This window comes from Cuniculiplasma thermophilum, from assembly GCF_052315355.1.
Taxonomy (GTDB): domain Archaea; phylum Thermoplasmatota; class Thermoplasmata; order Thermoplasmatales; family Thermoplasmataceae; genus Cuniculiplasma.
The window spans coordinates 15,991-33,214 of the sequence record NZ_JBLSDF010000021.1; the positions used below are offsets into that span (position 1 = coordinate 15,991).

Annotated in this window: 16 protein-coding genes and 3 tRNA genes; 9 read left to right on the forward strand and 10 right to left on the reverse strand. The window is 37.8% G+C overall.

Going from position 1 to position 17,224, the window contains the following annotated elements; all coding sequences use genetic code 11:
* Positions 1–10: 10 nt before the first annotated feature.
* Together ACNF42_RS05010 and ACNF42_RS05015 are read right to left on the reverse strand one after the other, a co-directional pair.
* Positions 11–1,954 (reverse strand): DNA gyrase/topoisomerase IV subunit B, encoded by a 1,944-nt coding sequence (locus ACNF42_RS05010; RefSeq protein ID WP_443339544.1) that lies wholly within the window; start codon positions 1,952–1,954, stop codon positions 11–13.
* Positions 1,955–2,138: 184 nt separating this feature from the next.
* A tRNA-His gene (locus ACNF42_RS05015) sits at positions 2,139–2,210 on the reverse strand.
* 100 nt (positions 2,211–2,310) lie between these two features.
* Between ACNF42_RS05015 and ACNF42_RS05020 the strand changes: the two genes are divergently transcribed.
* Together ACNF42_RS05020 and ACNF42_RS05025 are read left to right on the forward strand one after the other, a co-directional pair.
* Positions 2,311–2,976: a 16S rRNA methyltransferase gene (locus ACNF42_RS05020; RefSeq protein WP_443339522.1), complete on the forward strand. Its 666-nt coding sequence runs from the start codon at positions 2,311–2,313 to the stop codon at positions 2,974–2,976.
* 51 nt (positions 2,977–3,027) lie between these two features.
* A tRNA-Gly gene (locus ACNF42_RS05025) sits at positions 3,028–3,100 on the forward strand.
* Positions 3,101–3,557: 457 nt separating this feature from the next.
* Here ACNF42_RS05025 and ACNF42_RS05030 read toward each other — a convergent pair.
* Complete coding sequence (locus ACNF42_RS05030; RefSeq protein ID WP_443339523.1) at positions 3,558–3,914, reverse strand: carboxymuconolactone decarboxylase family protein; 357 nt, start codon at positions 3,912–3,914, stop codon at positions 3,558–3,560.
* Between the two features lie 214 nt (positions 3,915–4,128).
* Here ACNF42_RS05030 and ribA point away from each other — a divergent pair, with 214 nt between their 5' ends.
* The 5 genes from ribA (at position 4,129) to ACNF42_RS05055 (ending at position 8,783) form a co-directional block, all read left to right on the forward strand.
* Positions 4,129–4,707 carry a GTP cyclohydrolase II gene (gene ribA, locus ACNF42_RS05035; protein WP_443339524.1) on the forward strand — a complete coding sequence of 193 codons (579 nt, stop codon included), beginning with the start codon at positions 4,129–4,131 and terminating at the stop codon, positions 4,705–4,707.
* 33 nt (positions 4,708–4,740) lie between these two features.
* Positions 4,741–5,820: a glucose 1-dehydrogenase gene (locus tag ACNF42_RS05040; RefSeq protein ID WP_443339525.1), complete on the forward strand. Its 1,080-nt coding sequence runs from the start codon at positions 4,741–4,743 to the stop codon at positions 5,818–5,820.
* Between the two features lies 1 nt (position 5,821).
* Entirely contained in the window at positions 5,822–6,685 is an 864-nt protein-coding gene (locus ACNF42_RS05045) for a bifunctional 5,10-methylenetetrahydrofolate dehydrogenase/5,10-methenyltetrahydrofolate cyclohydrolase (protein WP_443339526.1), read from the forward strand.
* A gap of 83 nt (positions 6,686–6,768) precedes the next feature.
* Entirely contained in the window at positions 6,769–7,482 is a 714-nt protein-coding gene (locus tag ACNF42_RS05050) for an NAD+ synthase (protein WP_443339528.1), read from the forward strand.
* Between the two features lie 5 nt (positions 7,483–7,487).
* Positions 7,488–8,783: a cation:proton antiporter gene (locus ACNF42_RS05055; RefSeq protein ID WP_443339529.1), complete on the forward strand. Its 1,296-nt coding sequence runs from the start codon at positions 7,488–7,490 to the stop codon at positions 8,781–8,783.
* Here the strand turns inward: ACNF42_RS05055 and ACNF42_RS05060 are convergent.
* The 4 genes from ACNF42_RS05060 to ACNF42_RS05075 are packed head-to-tail and all read right to left on the reverse strand — an operon-like array spanning position 8,774 to position 13,772.
* On the reverse strand, positions 8,774–10,372 hold the full coding sequence (locus tag ACNF42_RS05060; protein ID WP_443339531.1) for a type II/IV secretion system ATPase subunit: 1,599 nt from the start codon (positions 10,370–10,372) through the stop codon (positions 8,774–8,776). The two genes, ACNF42_RS05055 and ACNF42_RS05060, sit on opposite strands and share 10 nt — an antisense overlap.
* A complete protein-coding gene (locus ACNF42_RS05065) occupies positions 10,373–11,230 on the reverse strand; it encodes a type II secretion system F family protein (RefSeq protein WP_443339532.1) in 858 nt (285 codons plus the stop codon). It lies immediately after the preceding gene.
* Positions 11,227–12,186, reverse strand: coding sequence for a type II secretion system F family protein (locus ACNF42_RS05070; RefSeq protein WP_443339534.1), 960 nt, complete (start codon positions 12,184–12,186; stop codon positions 11,227–11,229). The genes ACNF42_RS05065 and ACNF42_RS05070 overlap by 4 nt, the downstream gene beginning before the upstream one ends.
* On the reverse strand, positions 12,186–13,772 hold the full coding sequence (locus ACNF42_RS05075) for a type II/IV secretion system ATPase subunit (protein ID WP_443339536.1): 1,587 nt from the start codon (positions 13,770–13,772) through the stop codon (positions 12,186–12,188). The genes ACNF42_RS05070 and ACNF42_RS05075 overlap by 1 nt, the downstream gene beginning before the upstream one ends.
* A gap of 113 nt (positions 13,773–13,885) precedes the next feature.
* Here ACNF42_RS05075 and ACNF42_RS05080 point away from each other — a divergent pair.
* A tRNA-Ala gene (locus ACNF42_RS05080) sits at positions 13,886–13,957 on the forward strand.
* A gap of 225 nt (positions 13,958–14,182) precedes the next feature.
* Here ACNF42_RS05080 and ACNF42_RS05085 read toward each other — a convergent pair.
* Together ACNF42_RS05085 and ACNF42_RS05090 are read right to left on the reverse strand one after the other, a co-directional pair.
* Positions 14,183–15,100: a hypothetical protein gene (locus tag ACNF42_RS05085; protein ID WP_443339538.1), complete on the reverse strand. Its 918-nt coding sequence runs from the start codon at positions 15,098–15,100 to the stop codon at positions 14,183–14,185.
* A gap of 155 nt (positions 15,101–15,255) precedes the next feature.
* Positions 15,256–16,224, reverse strand: coding sequence for an NAD-dependent epimerase/dehydratase family protein (locus ACNF42_RS05090; protein WP_443339539.1), 969 nt, complete (start codon positions 16,222–16,224; stop codon positions 15,256–15,258).
* Positions 16,225–16,298: 74 nt separating this feature from the next.
* Between ACNF42_RS05090 and ACNF42_RS05095 the strand changes: the two genes are divergently transcribed.
* Positions 16,299–16,880 carry a TetR/AcrR family transcriptional regulator gene (locus ACNF42_RS05095; RefSeq protein WP_443339541.1) on the forward strand — a complete coding sequence of 194 codons (582 nt, stop codon included), beginning with the start codon at positions 16,299–16,301 and terminating at the stop codon, positions 16,878–16,880.
* Between the two features lie 97 nt (positions 16,881–16,977).
* Here ACNF42_RS05095 and ACNF42_RS05100 read toward each other — a convergent pair.
* Positions 16,978–17,224: transposase (locus tag ACNF42_RS05100; RefSeq protein ID WP_443339543.1), on the reverse strand; the 247-nt coding region annotated here is incomplete at its 5' end.

The following is a 17,224-nucleotide window of genomic DNA, read 5'->3' on the forward strand; positions in this document are numbered from 1 at the left end:
TAGATTTCACCTACACATCGATTTCCTTAACATATTTTGCATTCTCTTCAATAAATCTTCTTCTGGGTTCAACCTTTTCGCCCATCAGAATAGAAAATAGGTGATCAGCCTCCACTGCGTCCTCTATGCTGACCCGCACCAGCCTTCTTGTTTCAGGATTCATGGCTGTTTCCCAGAGTTGCTCTGGATTCATTTCTCCGAGACCCTTGAATCTTTGCGTGATCACATTTTTACCCATCTGCTGAACTATTTTATCCCGTTCCTCCTCAGAATAGACGTATGCAACCTTGTCTCCCTTCTGAACTCTGAAAAGTGGAGGTTCTGCAAAGAATATATTTCCAGATGTAATAAGCTCCTTGGCGTGTCGGTAAAAGAATGTCAGCAATAATGTACGTATATGTGCTCCGTCAACATCTGCATCAGTCATAATAATTATTTTTCCATATCTTAACCGCCTCATATCTATGTTTTCGCCGGTCCCAACACCTATGACAGTTATCAGGTCACGGATCACCTGATTGTTAAATGTCTTGTCATCTGATGCCTTTTCCACATTCAGAATCTTTCCCCTTAATGGAAGTACCGCCTGAAAATCTCTATTTCTTGCCTGCTTTGTTGAACCTCCTGCCGAATCTCCCTCAACTATATACAACTCATTTTTTGTAACATCATTGGAAGAGCAATCGGCTAATTTCCCTGGCAAATCTCCACTTTCCAGAGTGGATTTTCTTTTTACCAGTTCCTTTGCCTTCCTTGAGGCTTCTCTTGCCTCAGCCGCTGCTATGGACCTTTTAACTATGGCATCTGCCACATTGGGATAACTTTCAAGATAAAATTTAATTGAATTTTCAACAATTGACTGCACAACACCCTTTATTTCACTGTTTCCAAGTTTAGCCTTTGTCTGTCCTTCAAACTGAGGATTGAACATTTTCACGTGAACTACTGCAACTATGCCTTCCCTGATGTCGTCCCCAATTATTTTCTCGGTTCCCTTTATGTTAGTCTTTTTTCTTGCATAATCAAGAACTGCTTTTGACAGTCCTGCTTTGAAACCTCCTATATGGGTTCCGCCCTCAGGCGTATTTATGTTGTTCACAAAGCCTTCCATCACCTCATTGCTGGAGGTTGTATACTGTAGGGCATATTCCAGAGTGACATCCCCTTTTTCCTGCCTATCTCTTATTGTCTCCTTTAATATTGTATCATATCCTTCCGATAGGTATGAAACAAATTCAGTCAATCCACCTGAAAAGTGAAAACTCTCTTCTTTTCCCTCACGCTCATCATAAAGAGTAAATTTTATCGCCGAGTTAAGGTATGCGAGCTCCCTTAGTCTCTTTTCCAATATCTCCCTTGAATATTCAAGGACCTGGAAGATTTGAGGATCAGGCCAGAATTTTATCACTGTTCCTGTTCCCTTTTCATTTACAATTTTAACATCACGGATTCTTTCGTCGTTCGATTGCTGATTCCGATCCAGCTCAATAAGCTCTGAAACGGGTAGCCCTCTTTCAAAAACCATATAGTATAATTTCTGTTCTTTTTTAACCAGCGCTATCAATTTGGAGGAGAGCGCATTAACAACGTGAACACCAACACCGTGTAGTCCCCCAGTTATTTTATACACTTTTTTATCAAATTTCGCCCCGCTGTGAAGTTCAGTTAACACTATTTCCAGACCAGGTTTTCCATACTTGGGATGAATGTCGACTGGAATGCCCCTTCCATTGTCTTCAACAGTTATACTCCCGTCCTTTCCTATAGTGACATATACACTATCCCCATAGCCAGCTCCGGCTTCATCAACGCTATTATCTACAACTTCGTAAACCATGTGATGAAGTCCCTCAACGTTCGTATTTCCTATATACATCCCTGGAACTTTTCTTACAGCCTTAAGTCCTTCAAGAATTTGTATTTGAGATGCGTCATAATCATCCAATTCAATCAATGGCATATATCAATACAAGATATTAAGGTAACAATTTGTTGAATTTTCATCCTTAATTAAGATAAGATTATTTTAACTGACAATAAATTCCAATTAATAACTCATGGAGAATGATGATTTCTATTAATTGACTCACTCATTGCATAAGGACTAATTTGCCCAGAATCTTCAGGATACCTCTAAGGGCCGGGTCCGGGAATTGAACCCGGGTCCGGGGATCCACAGTCCCCAAGGATATCCCCTACCCCAACCCGGCCATCTGTCACCTTAATTATACCATATATTTTAACCATTTCTTTGGTAACTCCAGTGTATAAAACCGTAAAAGAATAAATAAGATTCACAACTTATCCAGTGTGCTCACGCTTAACATTATAGATGCTGAACTTGAACTTGTTCCCGAGTCTATGTGGGAGGATTATCAGATTAGAAAAGTTGCCAAGAATCTTGGTAAAAAATATAACGAAATGCTGCTTGATTCCAACTATATGCACGGCGCAATTGAGAGGCACTTCCCTGGAATGTCCAACAGGATGGGCAGGCCAGATATTTTTCATACGTTTCTAAACGTAACGCAGGATTCGATTCTAAATAAAAAAGGAGAACTTAGAATAAATATACATACCAAGAACGACAAGATCATCAGAATATCACCAGAGACTCGAATACCAAAGTCATACAACAGATTTGCAGGTCTCTTTGAGAAATTACTCTCAAAGGGAAACCTTGTTTCCCCTGATGGAAAAACACTCATATCAATCGAGGATGGAAAATTCCATAGATTACTCAGAGGAGATGGTACAGATCTTCTATTGAGTCCAAAGGGGAGGATGGCAAAGATAGGAGATGTCATAAAATCTGGAAATTTGAACGTAATAATCGGAGGATTCAGTGAGGGTGATTTTATCAGCCCCATCTATGATGAACTTGATTCGGTTTCAATTTTTGAGGAGGAACTGACCATATGGACGGTCGGTTGGGAAATAATATCATCTTACGAGAGAACCTTTGGTATTATTTGAGATGAGCAATTATCCTAAAATTTATAACTAAAAGAAATATACACAATGCAGGCGGGTGTGGTGTAGCCTGGTAACACGCGAGCTTGCCAAGCTCGTGCCTCGGGTCCAAATCCCGGCACCCGCACTCAGGTATAAGTTCTTTTAGTAGAGGAAAAATAGGTCATTTTGACATAGATTTTCTTAAAAAAATTCCCAATGGGATTAAGATTAAGTATCCTTGTACGATTAGATTTCTGGGGTTATATTGATTGTAATCATAACTGACTAAATATTTTCAGGATACGATCATATCAAGGCATTTCGTGACGGACCTTTGTTTCTTGATATGATACATTATTGAAGTGGTATAGTTCCATAAATATTCTAAAAATCTCAATAATTAAATTGATTTGCATTCTATGCCATTTTCCATAACCCATAACCGTGACATCTGTCTAACTTATTACAAAAATGTAAAAAATCAAAGGCAAAAATAGAATTGGTAACAACGATGAATCTAAAAAATTTGAAACCAAGATTGATGCATAATAATATAACGGACAGATTTATGCTCTTTGAGCATTTTAAATTGGAAATAGAACTCATTTCTTTTTTAACTGCACCAGCGCGGCTTCTACTAGTTGCATATAGGAGAGACTTGGGCCACCACCCATTAATACAGCTACCCAGGCAGATTCACGTATCTCGTCCTCGTTTGCCCCCGCCTTTAATGCTCCATCGGTGTGGAAGGCAATGCACCATTTGCAGTGTGCCTCAACGGAAAGAGCCACAGCAATAAGTTCCTTTGTCTTAGTATCAAGGGACTTAGGTCTCTCCACCTTTGCAAGGAAATCCATGAATGCCCCCATTTCCTCTGGAGAAAATTTCTTCCACTCTCCGACTGATTTGTAGAACTCGTCAAGCAATGCTTTCATATCTTCTTTATTATCCCCTTCCATATTTATTTAGCATTACTTATTATTAAAACGTTTCTATGTATTAATAGTCTATTGAAGAATGCAAACAAGTTAAAAATTTGTTAAAAAATAATCTGCTTTTATCAATCATTTTTTCCCAAAAAGCCCAGCCGGAGATTACTACAAATTATAAAATAAAACAAAATTTTTCTAATATATCTTTTAATATAACGAACAAATCATAAAGTGAGAGAAAATGATTACATTAGCAGCAAAAGCAAAATTGCCAACTCTGGCAGGTGACTTTGATATTTACACCTTCGACGATGGCGAAAATAATGAAAATGCAGTTATAGTTAAGGGGGATGTTACTGGAAAGGAAAATGTGCCCCTGAGGATACATAGCGAGTGCCTGACTGGAGATGTATTTGGCTCTAAGAGATGTGATTGCAGAGATCAGTTGTTAAAATCCCTGGTATACCTGGGAGAACAGCCCTATGGAATGCTAATTTATTTGAGACAGGAAGGTAGAGGAATAGGTTTGGTAAACAAAATAAAGGCTTACAGTTTGCAGGAACAGGGCTATGATACTGTTGAAGCAAACTTAAAGCTTGGGCTTCCCGCAGACAGAAGAGACTATACATATGCAGTTGATGTTTTGAAGTATTTTAGAGTAAAATCTGTGAAACTTATGACAAACAATCCCGAAAAGATACACTTTCTCGAGGAAAATGGAATTAAGGTAAGCGGAAGAATACCAATGAAAAGCCAGGCAACCGAATTTAATAAATTCTATTTGATGACTAAAAAGGAAAAAATGGGACATCAACTTTAGAAATATTTTTTACAATAAAAGGACTGAACTTCCATGGAAAACGTGAAGGCATATTACACCCACGCCCCAACTGGAGGGATAGATTTTAAAAGCGTGAAACTGAATGAAGAGGGAAATGTAAAAATTAGACCTGTGCTGACAGGAATATGCGGTACGGACAGGGGGATTGTGGATGGAAGTCTTTCATTCGCGTACAATCCCGACGGATACGATTTTTTGGTAATCGGTCACGAATCCCTGTGTGAGGTGGTCGAATCTGAATCTGAAGAATTTAAGTCCGGTGACCTTGTGGTACCCCTTGTGAGAAGACCGGGAAAATGCCCTAACTGTTTAATTGGGAGACCAGATAACTGTTCCGATGGAGATAAGCATGAAGCTGGAATCACTGGACTTCACGGATTCATGAGGGAAGAATTTAAGGACTACGACCATAATCTTGTAAAAGTTTCAGATCGTTCCATGGGCGATATTGCAGTTCTCACCGAGCCCACAAAAAATGTTGTAAAGGCCTTTGAAGTATTTGAACGAATATCGACCAGATTTATTTATAATAACAGTTCATCCACCCTAGAAGGTAAGAAAGCCCTCATAATTGGAACAGGATCAGAGGCGTTTCTATATTCCCTACTAAGCAGGGATTATGGCTTTGAAACATACATTATGAACAGACACCCAATTGAGAAGAACAAAATGGACATGTGCCAAGCCTTTGGAGTCAACTTCCTTTGCTCATCTGAAAAGGGAGGAGTTCTGGAAAAATTATCCATAGATCTTCTCATTGACACAAGTGGTGATCCAGGAACAGTTTTCAACTATATGAAAAGATTGAACTACAATGGTATTGCAATTCTTTTCGGAACCAATGAAAAAGCTCCTAAGGCAACTATTACCGGTGTTGACATAGATTTCATTGTAGAAAGAAATATAACAATCGCTGGATCAGTGGATGCAGCAAGAATCCATTATATCAAAGCCCTGGATTATTTGTCAAAATGGCACAGAAAATACGGAGATATTCTGAAAGACATAATAACGGGATATTACGATCCTGGTGATCTTCAACAGTTCAAGAAAAAACCGGATGGAGAAATTAAAAGCGTAATAAGGTGGTAAATTGAAAACTGAAATATTTAACGGAAGAGAGTTTGCCAGAGGTATAGATGCAGAATCAAAGAGATTGTCTGAAAGATTTAAAAACATAAGGGGAAGAAAACCACTTTTTGCAATAGTTGATCCATCAGGAACTGAGGAGGCGAGCATTTACGGAAGAAGCAAAATTAAAAAGGCCAATAATCTGGACATTGAAGCAGTTTCAATAAATGTACCCCAACCTGAAAACAATTTCAATCCACTGGAATATCTGGAGAATACACTCAAGGATCTTAATCCTGATGGAATAATTGTGGAAAGGCCACTTCCAAAGTGGATAAATCCTGGAGAAATAGAGAATATAGTTCCGGACTACCTGGATGTCGAAGGGGCAAATGTGAAGAATATGGGTAGAAATATTATGGGAGAGAGGGTTCTTATACCTGCAACAGCCGATGCTGCAATGAGGATCATAGAATCCCTTGGCGACAGATTTGGAAAACATGTTTGCATAGTAAACAGAAGCAATATTATAGGAAGACCACTAGCTGCCGCACTTCTGAACAGAGACTATACTGTATCCGTTTGCCACAGTAAGACTGAAAATTTAAGAGAAATAACAAGTAGAAGCGATGTTGTTGTAACAGCCACTGGCAAGGCGGGATATTTGGGGAAAGATTATATCAAGGAAGGGGCAGCAGTGATAGATGTTGGATTAATTAACACTGACAATGGAGTAACTGGAGATTGCGTTCAGGAAGAACTTAACGGTTATGCCGCTTTCCTGACACCTGTTCCTGGTGGTGTTGGTCCTGTTACTACAAGCGTAGTGATGAATAATTTTATGAAGTTGGCAATGGAGCGAATAGAAGACAGGCTCAAATTCTGAATTCTAAAATGAAATTGAAATTTCAATTGGATAATCTCCAATAAATAATTATTGTAAAATGACATACCAATTACTGATCTGAATTGACTTACGAGTATATTTCTAATTTTTTGAGGGAAAAATTAGCTGATAAGAATGCAATTTTGGGTTTGAGCGGAGGAATTGACAGTTCCCTGGTTCTGGCTTTCCTTTCACAAACAATCAACAATGACAGGATAAAGGCTTACTTTATGCCGGATAACAATACACCATCAACAGATTATGAAGATATAAAAAAATTATCACAGACCTTTTCAGTAAAGGTGGAAACGATCAATATTAGCCAGATATTAGATGCTTATGTTAAATTACTGAACCCTCAATCAAAGACGGCAATTGGGAATATAAAATCACGAGCCCGAATGATTCTGCTTTATTATTACGCAAACGTAAACAATGGACTTGTTATTGGAACAACAAATTATACAGAATTAATTACCGGTTACTTTACAAAATACGGTGACGGTGGTGTTGATATTGAACCAATCATAAATCTTACAAAAACCGAGGTCAGGGAGGAGGCAAAGAGATTGGGCGTCCCAAGTTCAATAATAGAGAAACCCCCAACCGCCGGTTTATGGGAGGGCCAGAAGGACGAGGACGAACTTGGCTTCACATACACTGAAATAGATAGGGCAATTGAATATTTCAGAAAAAACGGTGATTTTGGAAATGACCCTGTTTCGGTAAGAGTCAAGGAACTCTATTTAAAAAGCTTGCACAAAAGAAACTTACCATATAGTCCAGGAGAAGTATAGAAAAGATGAGCTTTTTTCAGGATACGGATTTTATTCAACTCAGTCTTATACTGATAATTGCTTCATTTTCCATACCTATTGCAAGAAAAGCTTCCCTGGTGGAGATACCTATACTTATAGGTCTTGGACTCTTCTTCGGACCTATCCTGGGGGTCATAAATCACTCCTATGCAACCTATCTGGTAAACAATTTTGCCGGATTTGGAGTTGGTGTTCTTGGGCTTGTTGTTATACTTTATTATGAATCTCATAATATTAATTTTCGTATACTGAGAAAATTTCTGAGGGGCATAATATCCTTGAATACAATAGGAATGCTTATGACTGCGGTCGTGGCCGGATTGCTCTTCTCTCTTATAACTGGGGCTCCCTTTATAGTGGGATTTCTCTTCGGTTCCATAATCTCTCCTACAGACCCTTCAACACTCATACCCCTATTCAAGAAAATAAAGATGAGCGACGATTATTCAGGAACTCTTGTAGGAGAGAGCCTTTTTAATGATCCTTTGGCGATAATTATGGTAACCCTGGCAATATCTTTGATATATTCGGGATCATCATTTTCATCACTTTTCAATTCTGTAACATCCTTTGTTGGATTCTATCCTGCGATTCCATTTTTCCTGCTGATTCAGATAATTGTCCCATCGAGTTTTGGAATAGTTATAGGCTTTGGCATAATCTATCTGAACAAGCTTCTTAATTTTGAAAATCTGATTGTGGGTCTCCTGTTGGGAGTGATCCTGTTTGAGCTCACCATCCTTGAAGGTTTTGGAGTGACCCCATTTCCTGCCATAATAGCCACAGGAGCGATTGTAGGGAATTTTTCCGACAGGAGTATATTCTGGTCCAGAGAGGCAAATTTTCAGGAAAATTTATCATTTCTGGCTCAGGGGTTCATATTCATTCTCGTTGGGAGCATCATAACTATGAGTGATTTTCAGTCTTACTTTATTCAGGGTTTTATTCTTTCCATAATAGTAATGTTTGTGGTTAGACCGATTGCAGTCTTCACATCACTCCCTCCAGCCAGAAAGAAAAACAGGAATACACTTAACAGCTGGAGGACAAAACTCTTTATTGCCCTATCAGGACCCCGTGGTGTAGTCTCAGTTGTTGAATCGTCCATACCCTATGCCATTGGTCTTGCTTCCGGAAATAAATTGCTACTGACCTGGGGACCAATTATTGAGGTAAATGTGACCTTTATCGTTCTTCTTTCCATACTGTTTCAGACAGTGTATATTCCAACCGTAGCTAACAGGCTTTTGCCGGAGATTCAAGAGGCAAATCAGGCCTGAATCTCCTCTTCCATTTCCAATGCTGCAAAAACCCTCTTTCTGTCCTTGTAGAAAAGATTGACCACGTTGTAGAAATCCTTGTAATTGTTCACACCCTTTTCGATCATCTTTTCCAGTACCATGGTTCTTATTTCCACCTCTCTTTCAAGCTCCGCCTCATATTTCCCCTCTTTCTCTGCAATCCTCTTAAGGGTGTAACTGAAGCCGGAATACACCTGGGTATCTGAGATCTCGTTTAATGTGAATACATTATTGATAACAATATCCTTCGTGGATTCGTCCTGTCCGGCTATTTCGGATACTGTTTTGATTCTCCTTCTGGATCCTTTCTCATCAATAACATTCTGTAGAATTACTGCCACATCCAGTGTGAGAAGGAGGTTTCTTGGTACATTTATTGGCTTCGACTCCATTCTGTGTATAAATGTACTTATATCATCTGCGTGAAATGTTCCATATACGTATCTTCCTATGGACATTGCCTGGAACAGAGTGAAGGCTTCAGCACCCCTTACCTCTCCCACTATGACATAACTTGGCCTCTGCCTCATGGTTATTGTCAGGAGATCGAACATGTCAATTTCCCCATTTCTTTTTCCTGTCTCAGGATCTAACTTTCCGTATCCGGTTCTTGTAACCATGGGCACCCAGTTTTCATGAATTAGATTTATTTCCCTTGTATCCTCAATTGATACTATCTTCTTTTGAGACGGTATGAAAAGCAGGATAGCATTCATAAGTGTTGTCTTTCCGGTTGCGGTACCTCCCACAACCATAACATTTCCGCCGTATTCAGTCAGAACCCAGAAATATGCAAATGTTCTTGCACTACCCAGATTCCTCTGTATAAGATCGATTGGAGTCAAAGGTTCTTCCTTGAATTTTCTAATGGTGAATGATGACCCTTTGTTAGTCACATACCTTCCTATGGAACAGGATATTCTTGAGCCGTCAAGAAGTGTGGCATCAACTATGGGGTTAGCGATAGATATGTGTCTCCCAACATCCTGCAATATTTTTTTTACAAAGGTTTCCAGTTCGATTTCATCTTCATAAATTATGTTGGTGGGTATATATCCGAAAGATTTATGAAATACGAAAACAGGAATTCCTGGCATATCACAGGAGATATCTTCTATATTAGGATCCTTCATGAGTGCATCGATCTTTCCAAAACCAACTATATCTCTTTCCACGAAATATGAAATAGAATCCATCTCTTCCATTGTGAAAGATCCGGTTTCCCTAATGGCTGAAATAAATTTGTCTGCCGCAGCTTCCTTTGTTATGCTGCTCATCTCTTTATTCTCGGGATCTGTTAGTGCTTTTATAAATTCCAGAACCAGCTTCTGGTATAATCGCATGGTTCTCTCCTTAAGTTCCGGCTCGTCTACCTCGTATTTAAATATGGAACTTGCCCTGTCAAAATATACCCTTGCAAACACCTTCCCCGGAATTATTTCTTCGAATAGCTTATCCTCGCCTGTTCGCTTTGGGTATCTCAGCCTTGTTACAACCTGCTTAGACCCGTATTTTCTACCAGGTCTTCGTGATCTCTTCTTCTTACTGCTACTTGGTAATAATTTCATTTACATCACCCCCACTATTAAAAGTACAACCATACTGATGAACACCAGGATTCCCGATACAAGAGAACCTGAAACCAGCCTTCCATCTCTGAAAACACCGGATATTAGACCGCTGGCTACACTCTGAATTATAATTCCCGCGCTGAATATTCTTTCAATAAGACCAAAGGATGATGACTTTATATTCAGAGTGGCCCCCGAACCACCCAAAGATTGCCCAGCAATCTGAGGGAAGAAGAACAGATCGAGCATTATAATGACAAAGAGGAAAACTCCGAATGAGACTGCCATTGTTGTAGAATAACTCCTCATATCTGCAAACCTGCTTTCTCTCATAAGATATGTTTGAGTGGTAAAACTTGATATCAATGATATAACGTCAGAGGTATTGCTTCCAGATTCACTGGCCTTTTTAATGATCTTACCAACTCTAATTATGGTTTCCGATTTAAGTCTCTTTCCGAAATCATCCAGTGCAGTTTCTACTGGAATTCCCAGCCTTATCATACCCGCAATCTGGTTTACCTCCTCTGATAAGGGACCGTAATTAACTTCTGCACTTCTTAGTATGGCCTCAGACATTGGAGTACCAAAATTGGTGTGACCAGCAAGATCCCTCAGAAAGTCAGGTAATCTCCTTTCTGCCTCCTCCTTCCTTTTTACTTCCGCAAAATCGGCCAATCCAAATGGAAGAAATATGATGATAAGTGAAATTGAACTGACCGTTAATGGGTGAACCAGAGGATCAATTGAAGCAACCTTTATGAAAAATCCCAGGAATAGCATTATGAAAACGACCAGACCTGATACAGCAAGCACAATGTATCTTAACTCAAGACCTGCATATTCGTACTTCATACATCCACCTCACCTATGGTGCTACTCAGAATTAAGGCAAACATAACAGCTATTATTGGGATTATGAGACCAACTATGAGATACAGGACTACAATTGTCAGGCTCCCCTCTCCGGGTATGACTGAAGTTACCGTTCCAATAATTACCATAAGAATAAGAGGAAACATAACACCCACAATAATGTAACTCTCAGCAAGAACCGACAGTGATTCAGTATTTCTTTTAATAAGAGTGCTAAGTTCAGTCTGATACTGCAATGCTTTCTGTTTGAAATATTCCTTAAGATCCCCTCCTGAGGTCATTGTGGTTATGATCCCCTGGAGAAACTCTGAGAAACGTGGAGATGGTGTATATGTGGCTCCATCCTTGATAGCGGTGATTATATCCTTTCCGAAAAGCCTTGTTGATACAGATATCCCCTGAGCTTCACGGGAAAGTTCAGTATATTCCTTACTTTTTGAGAGCTCATATATTATATTTTCAACAGGCATATCAGCAGATGCCATTGTGGCAATGTATCCCATAGCTAATGGCAGAACTGCATCGATCTTCTTTTTTCTGGAAGTTGCAACTGAATTGGGATATTCCCCCATAAAGGCAAGAAATAGAATCACAGCCAGAAACCAAAAGGCGAAGAACAAATAAGTATAACCTGCGAACCTTATAGAGAAAAGATTAACCACTGCAAATGATACAATTGCAAATATGACTGCCCCCATAGTTCCTCTGGCTAGATACTCTTCCGCAGTAATTGGCATCTTAGCCTTCTGAAGTGTGACATCCATATTTGATGTGTTTACGTATTTTTCAAATAGCCCTCCAAATACGGCTTTGGAGAAATTATCAAAAGCTGTTGGCTTAGGTATAGCAATATTTGGCTTCTTCGACCTATCCTTTCTTACGGGCTTTTTACTCGTATTGATTGAGGTAATCTGTATGCTATTCTTCTTTGCCATTATGTACCACTCGCTAGCCTCAATGCAGTTTCGGGATCCTTGTAAAATATGTTAATAATCTTGGTAATATTTGCATAATCCGTTATGTTATTCTTAAGCATCCCTTCCAATAATCTCTGTCTCTTCTCAAATTCTCTCTGAAATTCCTCATCAGTCCATTGTTTGGAATCTCTGATCTCATTCAATATTTTACTATATCCAGAAAACACCTGCCTATTCTCATTATAATCAAAATTGTATACCTTATTATACAATATTTCACCGGAATCAGGGTCAATCCCCATGATCTCGTCAATTTCTGTCAATTTTCTCATATTTCTGCTTCCCATTCGAATAAATTTGTTAAATATAACTATATTCAATGCACTTATGAGAACTCTTGGTATGTTCAGAGGATTTGACTCCAGACGATTAACAAGTGTTTCCATAGAATCTGCGTGGATTGTCGAGTATGCAGTGTGACCTGTGGATATGGCCTGGAAGAGAGAATATGACTCTCTACCTCGGATTTCCCCCAAAATTATGTAAGTCGGCCTTTGTCTCATTGCCATTCTCACAAGTTCAAACATACCTATGGGTGGATTCTTTTCGTCTGCACTGCCAGATGAGTATATGCTTTCTCTTGTTGAAGTGGCGACCCAGTTCTGATGGAGAATGTTTATTTCCCTTGTTTCCTCGATACTAAACACCTTAGTATTTGAGGGTACAAACATTAGCATTGCATTAATTGTGGACGTCTTACCTACACCGGGTACTCCTGCGATAATTGCAGACTTCAAGTTTTCAACCGCAAACCAGAGGTAAGTGACCACTTCAGGAGTTGCCGCACCATATTTTATTAGTTCAATTGGTGTAAACGGCGTTTCTCTAAAAAGCCTGAAAGTAAATGCGGAACCTTTTGTTGAAATCTCTTTCCCGAATGTGAGCTGTATTCTATGCCCCTGTGGGAATGTCCCATCAATAATGGGTTCATTCATGGATACCTCTTTTCCACACATCTGAGCCAGCCGCACTACGTAAGAATCCAGTTTCTCCTCCGTATCAAAAACTATATTCGTTCTTAAAGACCCGTGTATTTTATGTTCGATAAATACAGGAATGCCAACTCCGTTGCAAGAAACATCCTCAACCATTGGATCCTTTACAACTGCATCCAGAGGGCCAAAACCTTCATAATCTCTTTTTATGTAGTACTTCAATTTGTCAATTGTTTTGAGTGGATACTTATTCTTTCTGTTTGATAGGTAGTTTTCTACAATTTGGTCTATTGTTAATGCCGATAGGTCTTCAGGTAGTGTTTTTGAACTCTTAACAACCTGTTCCATGTTCTTTTCTATTCTTTCAAGCAATTCCAATTCCTCTGCGTTCATCATTGGCTCATTTACGACATATATTGCTTCAAGAATGTCTGGATTCCAAGAAATTTCGACGGAAACAACTCTTGGAACAATGCTGTATTCATCCATCACTTCGTACTTCTTGATTTCTGGCATTTCATTTTTTACAACTTCTTCTTCATCATCCTGCTTCTTTTTGACATGAAGTTTTTTCTCTCGTTTCGATTTTGACAATTTGGGTAGATTCATAGTCCTACTTGATAAACATACCAATCTAATTAAGTTTTAGCATTGTAAATAGGGAGGGGAGTTATGAACTGTAACGTTAAAATCATATAGTATGGAATAATATTGTGTTCACTGGGCTGGTAGATCAGAGGTAGATCGCTTCCTTGGCATGGAAGAGGCCAGGGGTTCAAATCCCCTCCAGTCCATACCTTTAGGCTCAAATCTCAAAAACTGGAATTTAGGAATGTATTTTGAATGTGACGAAATAAAATCATTTTTCAATTTGTTTACCCCAGATCTTGGAGTAAATCTATGATTTTCTTTTGGCCTCTTGCATCTTTGCTTTAAAAATTTTGATCTTTTATTTTTTCCGGTAAGAAGTATTAATCATTCCTGAAGTAAAATTAGAACCAAAATATGGTAAGAATTCCCTATATCACATCCCAAAGAGTATCACTAAAGGGGAGCAGATTTTCAATGTAAATTCTTTTATCTGAATTTCTTGCGATCTCGTAAATTATTGAATAAAGATCGTAAATGATACTGGAAGGTACAAAAACGGATACCCTTAGTTTCTCATTACTAACTCTTACAAAGTGTCTTAATCTAAGTATGTGTTTTTCGTTTGCTCTTTTTCTTACCTCATTTAGAAAGTAGTTTCGCAATGTAACTGAATATATCATTTTTTCTTTGTCAATTGGAATCATATCATCCACAGCTCTATCTGAATAAAATATTGCCCTTATTTCATCATTAGATGTGACGTTATTCTTGACCTCTATTATTCCATCCGTACATTTATCTCTTAATGAAGAGTCCTCTTCCCTGATTGGAACATTATAAGTAAGAAGAGAAATCGGGTAGTCACTGTTTATCAGGCTCATTATATACATTAGGCCAGGACTTGGCCCAAGCCAGTCAATTCTGGAATTTTTCAAATCCGACATGTATTTGGAAAGCAATTCGGAGACATTTTCCAGGTCGTTTTTGTGGAATCTTGCATAGATGTTAAGGAACCCTCCCCTCATATCTGCTCTGTTCAACACAAATGATTTAACGTCGGATAATTCATTTATTATTTTAAGATCCTGTATGTTGTTAATTCTTGAATTTATTACATAGGAATCCTCTCTTTCAATGGCTTTAAACTTATTGTAAATTAAATTCATTCGCTGATCTTTCTGGCCCTTTGGAAAGTAAACGCTAAGCCATGTCTCACCATCCACACTGTAAATATAAGACGGTAACCTATTTGGTATCTCATTTGTTAGATTAAAAAATTCCGTATCCTGCCTTACTCTTAGAATAACGCGCATATTGAGTTTTTTATCGATATCCTGAAAGAACATATTTTCCTAAACTGTTATTATATAAAAATTAACTGAGAATGTATTTTTTTTAAATACAAAATTGAGTTGTATTAGGAATCAAAGGCCAAACTTGATACGATCTGTTCAATGATCAATTTTAATGGACTTTCATTTATTTTTCAAGACATAATGCGTCAAAAATGATCGATTGAATATTTCTTAAACCAGTTTAATGTCTTTTCTATTCCAAGATCATAATCGGCAAATTTGAAATCAGAATATCTGCTGGAAAATTTTTCGCTACTCATAACGTATGGTTCTTCAAATTCATAACTAAGCTCCAATACTTCCCTGACCTGTGAATTTATGAAAGAATATAATCTTAATTCCCATTCTTTATAGACTCTGATTTTAGGGGATTTACCTAAATGTGAAAAAATCTTGCTTATAAATTCTCTGCCGGTGATTGCATTAGAAGAAATATGATACACTTCACCCATATCATCATTCTCCACCATTAGAAGTGTTGGCCTTGCAGCATCTTCAATATAAGTAAATGAGTGCAAGACGTCTGGGTTAATTATCCATTTTACGAATTTATTTTTCATTGCATCCTTAAACATTGCACCAAAAAGGTCATTTGTGACATTTGGACCATAAAAGTCAGCGAATCTTGGTAATATCAATCCTATTTTCCCATCAATAAAATTTTTTTTCAACTTTGCTTCTATTTCATTTCTAATTCTTCCCTTAATAGTATCTGAGGACAAGGGATGAGTTTCATCAAAGGGAATTTTTTTAAACTTCCCGTATCCGTAAACATTTCCTGGGAAAATAATAGTTGATTTATTCAATCTTGCTGCTGAAATAATGTGTGACATTGCAATTTCATACTTAAACCACTGATTATATGGAAAATTAAAGGCCACATAAACATAGTCTATTTTATTTGTGGCTGATTTAATCGATTCTGCGTTCAGAACATCCACTTGATCTACTTCTAAATTTTCACCAAACAGTAATTTGGCCTTATTAACATCCCTTACAGCCAATTTTACATTGTAATTACGCTCCAACAACAACCTTGTAATTGCATACCCATAACCCCCGGTGGCTCCAATAACTAAATGGGAACTTTCATCTTTGTGTAAATTAGCAGTCATAAAACTGAATAAATAGTCAGTATAAAAAATATTCGATTAGTTATTTTTAAATATTTTTTTTGAATATTTGACTCATGCCGAAAGTACTGAAGGAGTACAAGGAATTAGCAAGAAATAAGATCATTAATGCGGCAGCAGAGGTCTTTTATTATGAAGGGTTTAATCGAGGTAATATGGAAGAGATAGCCAAAAAAGTGGGGGTGACCAAGGGAACTCTTTATTTATACTTTAAAAGCAAAGAGGATCTGCTTATAGAAACTTGTAAAATCACACAATCATTCCTGGAATCTGCAATGACCTCATCAGATTATAATAATATTGAAGAGTTGGCAAAAAATTTTATGGAACAAGAGTTATCCCTTCCAGAACATATCAGATTTTTCTGGATAAAAGCATTAGGTGAAATAGATCGAAATGAAAATATAAAACGTATTCTGATGGACGAACATGATAAATATATAAATTTGGTTAAAAGACTTATTATGGAACTTTTAAGAAATGATGAAAGATTGAAGACTAGAGATATTGATATTTTATCCGAAATACTGGTAAGTTTACATAATGGGCTCATGGTTAGCATAATGCAAGGGATTGAGGTGGATTTTGCCAAAAATACCTTTTTTGAAGCATTGCAATTTCTTATTAGAGGGAACTAATTATTTTAATACGCAGGATTTGTACCAAGAGTTTATATCAATAGAAGAATATTTATGCTTTATTTCTGGATACCATAGTGTCCCAAATGTTGTGTATTTATAAAGGATACCTCCTTTGGAACATTTCCTTAATCTCATCAATGCATTTATAATATCCTCTCAATGATCTCATAGACCATTTATCATTTATCTCTGCTGCTCTGAGATAAATGATCTTCATTGCACTCTCTTCCGACGGCATTGAATCAATGATCCTGATCCTTCTTCTTATCTCCTTGTTCATTCTTTCTATGAGATTTGTAGAATGTATTGATCTCCTTATGGATTCAGGATAGTCATGATAC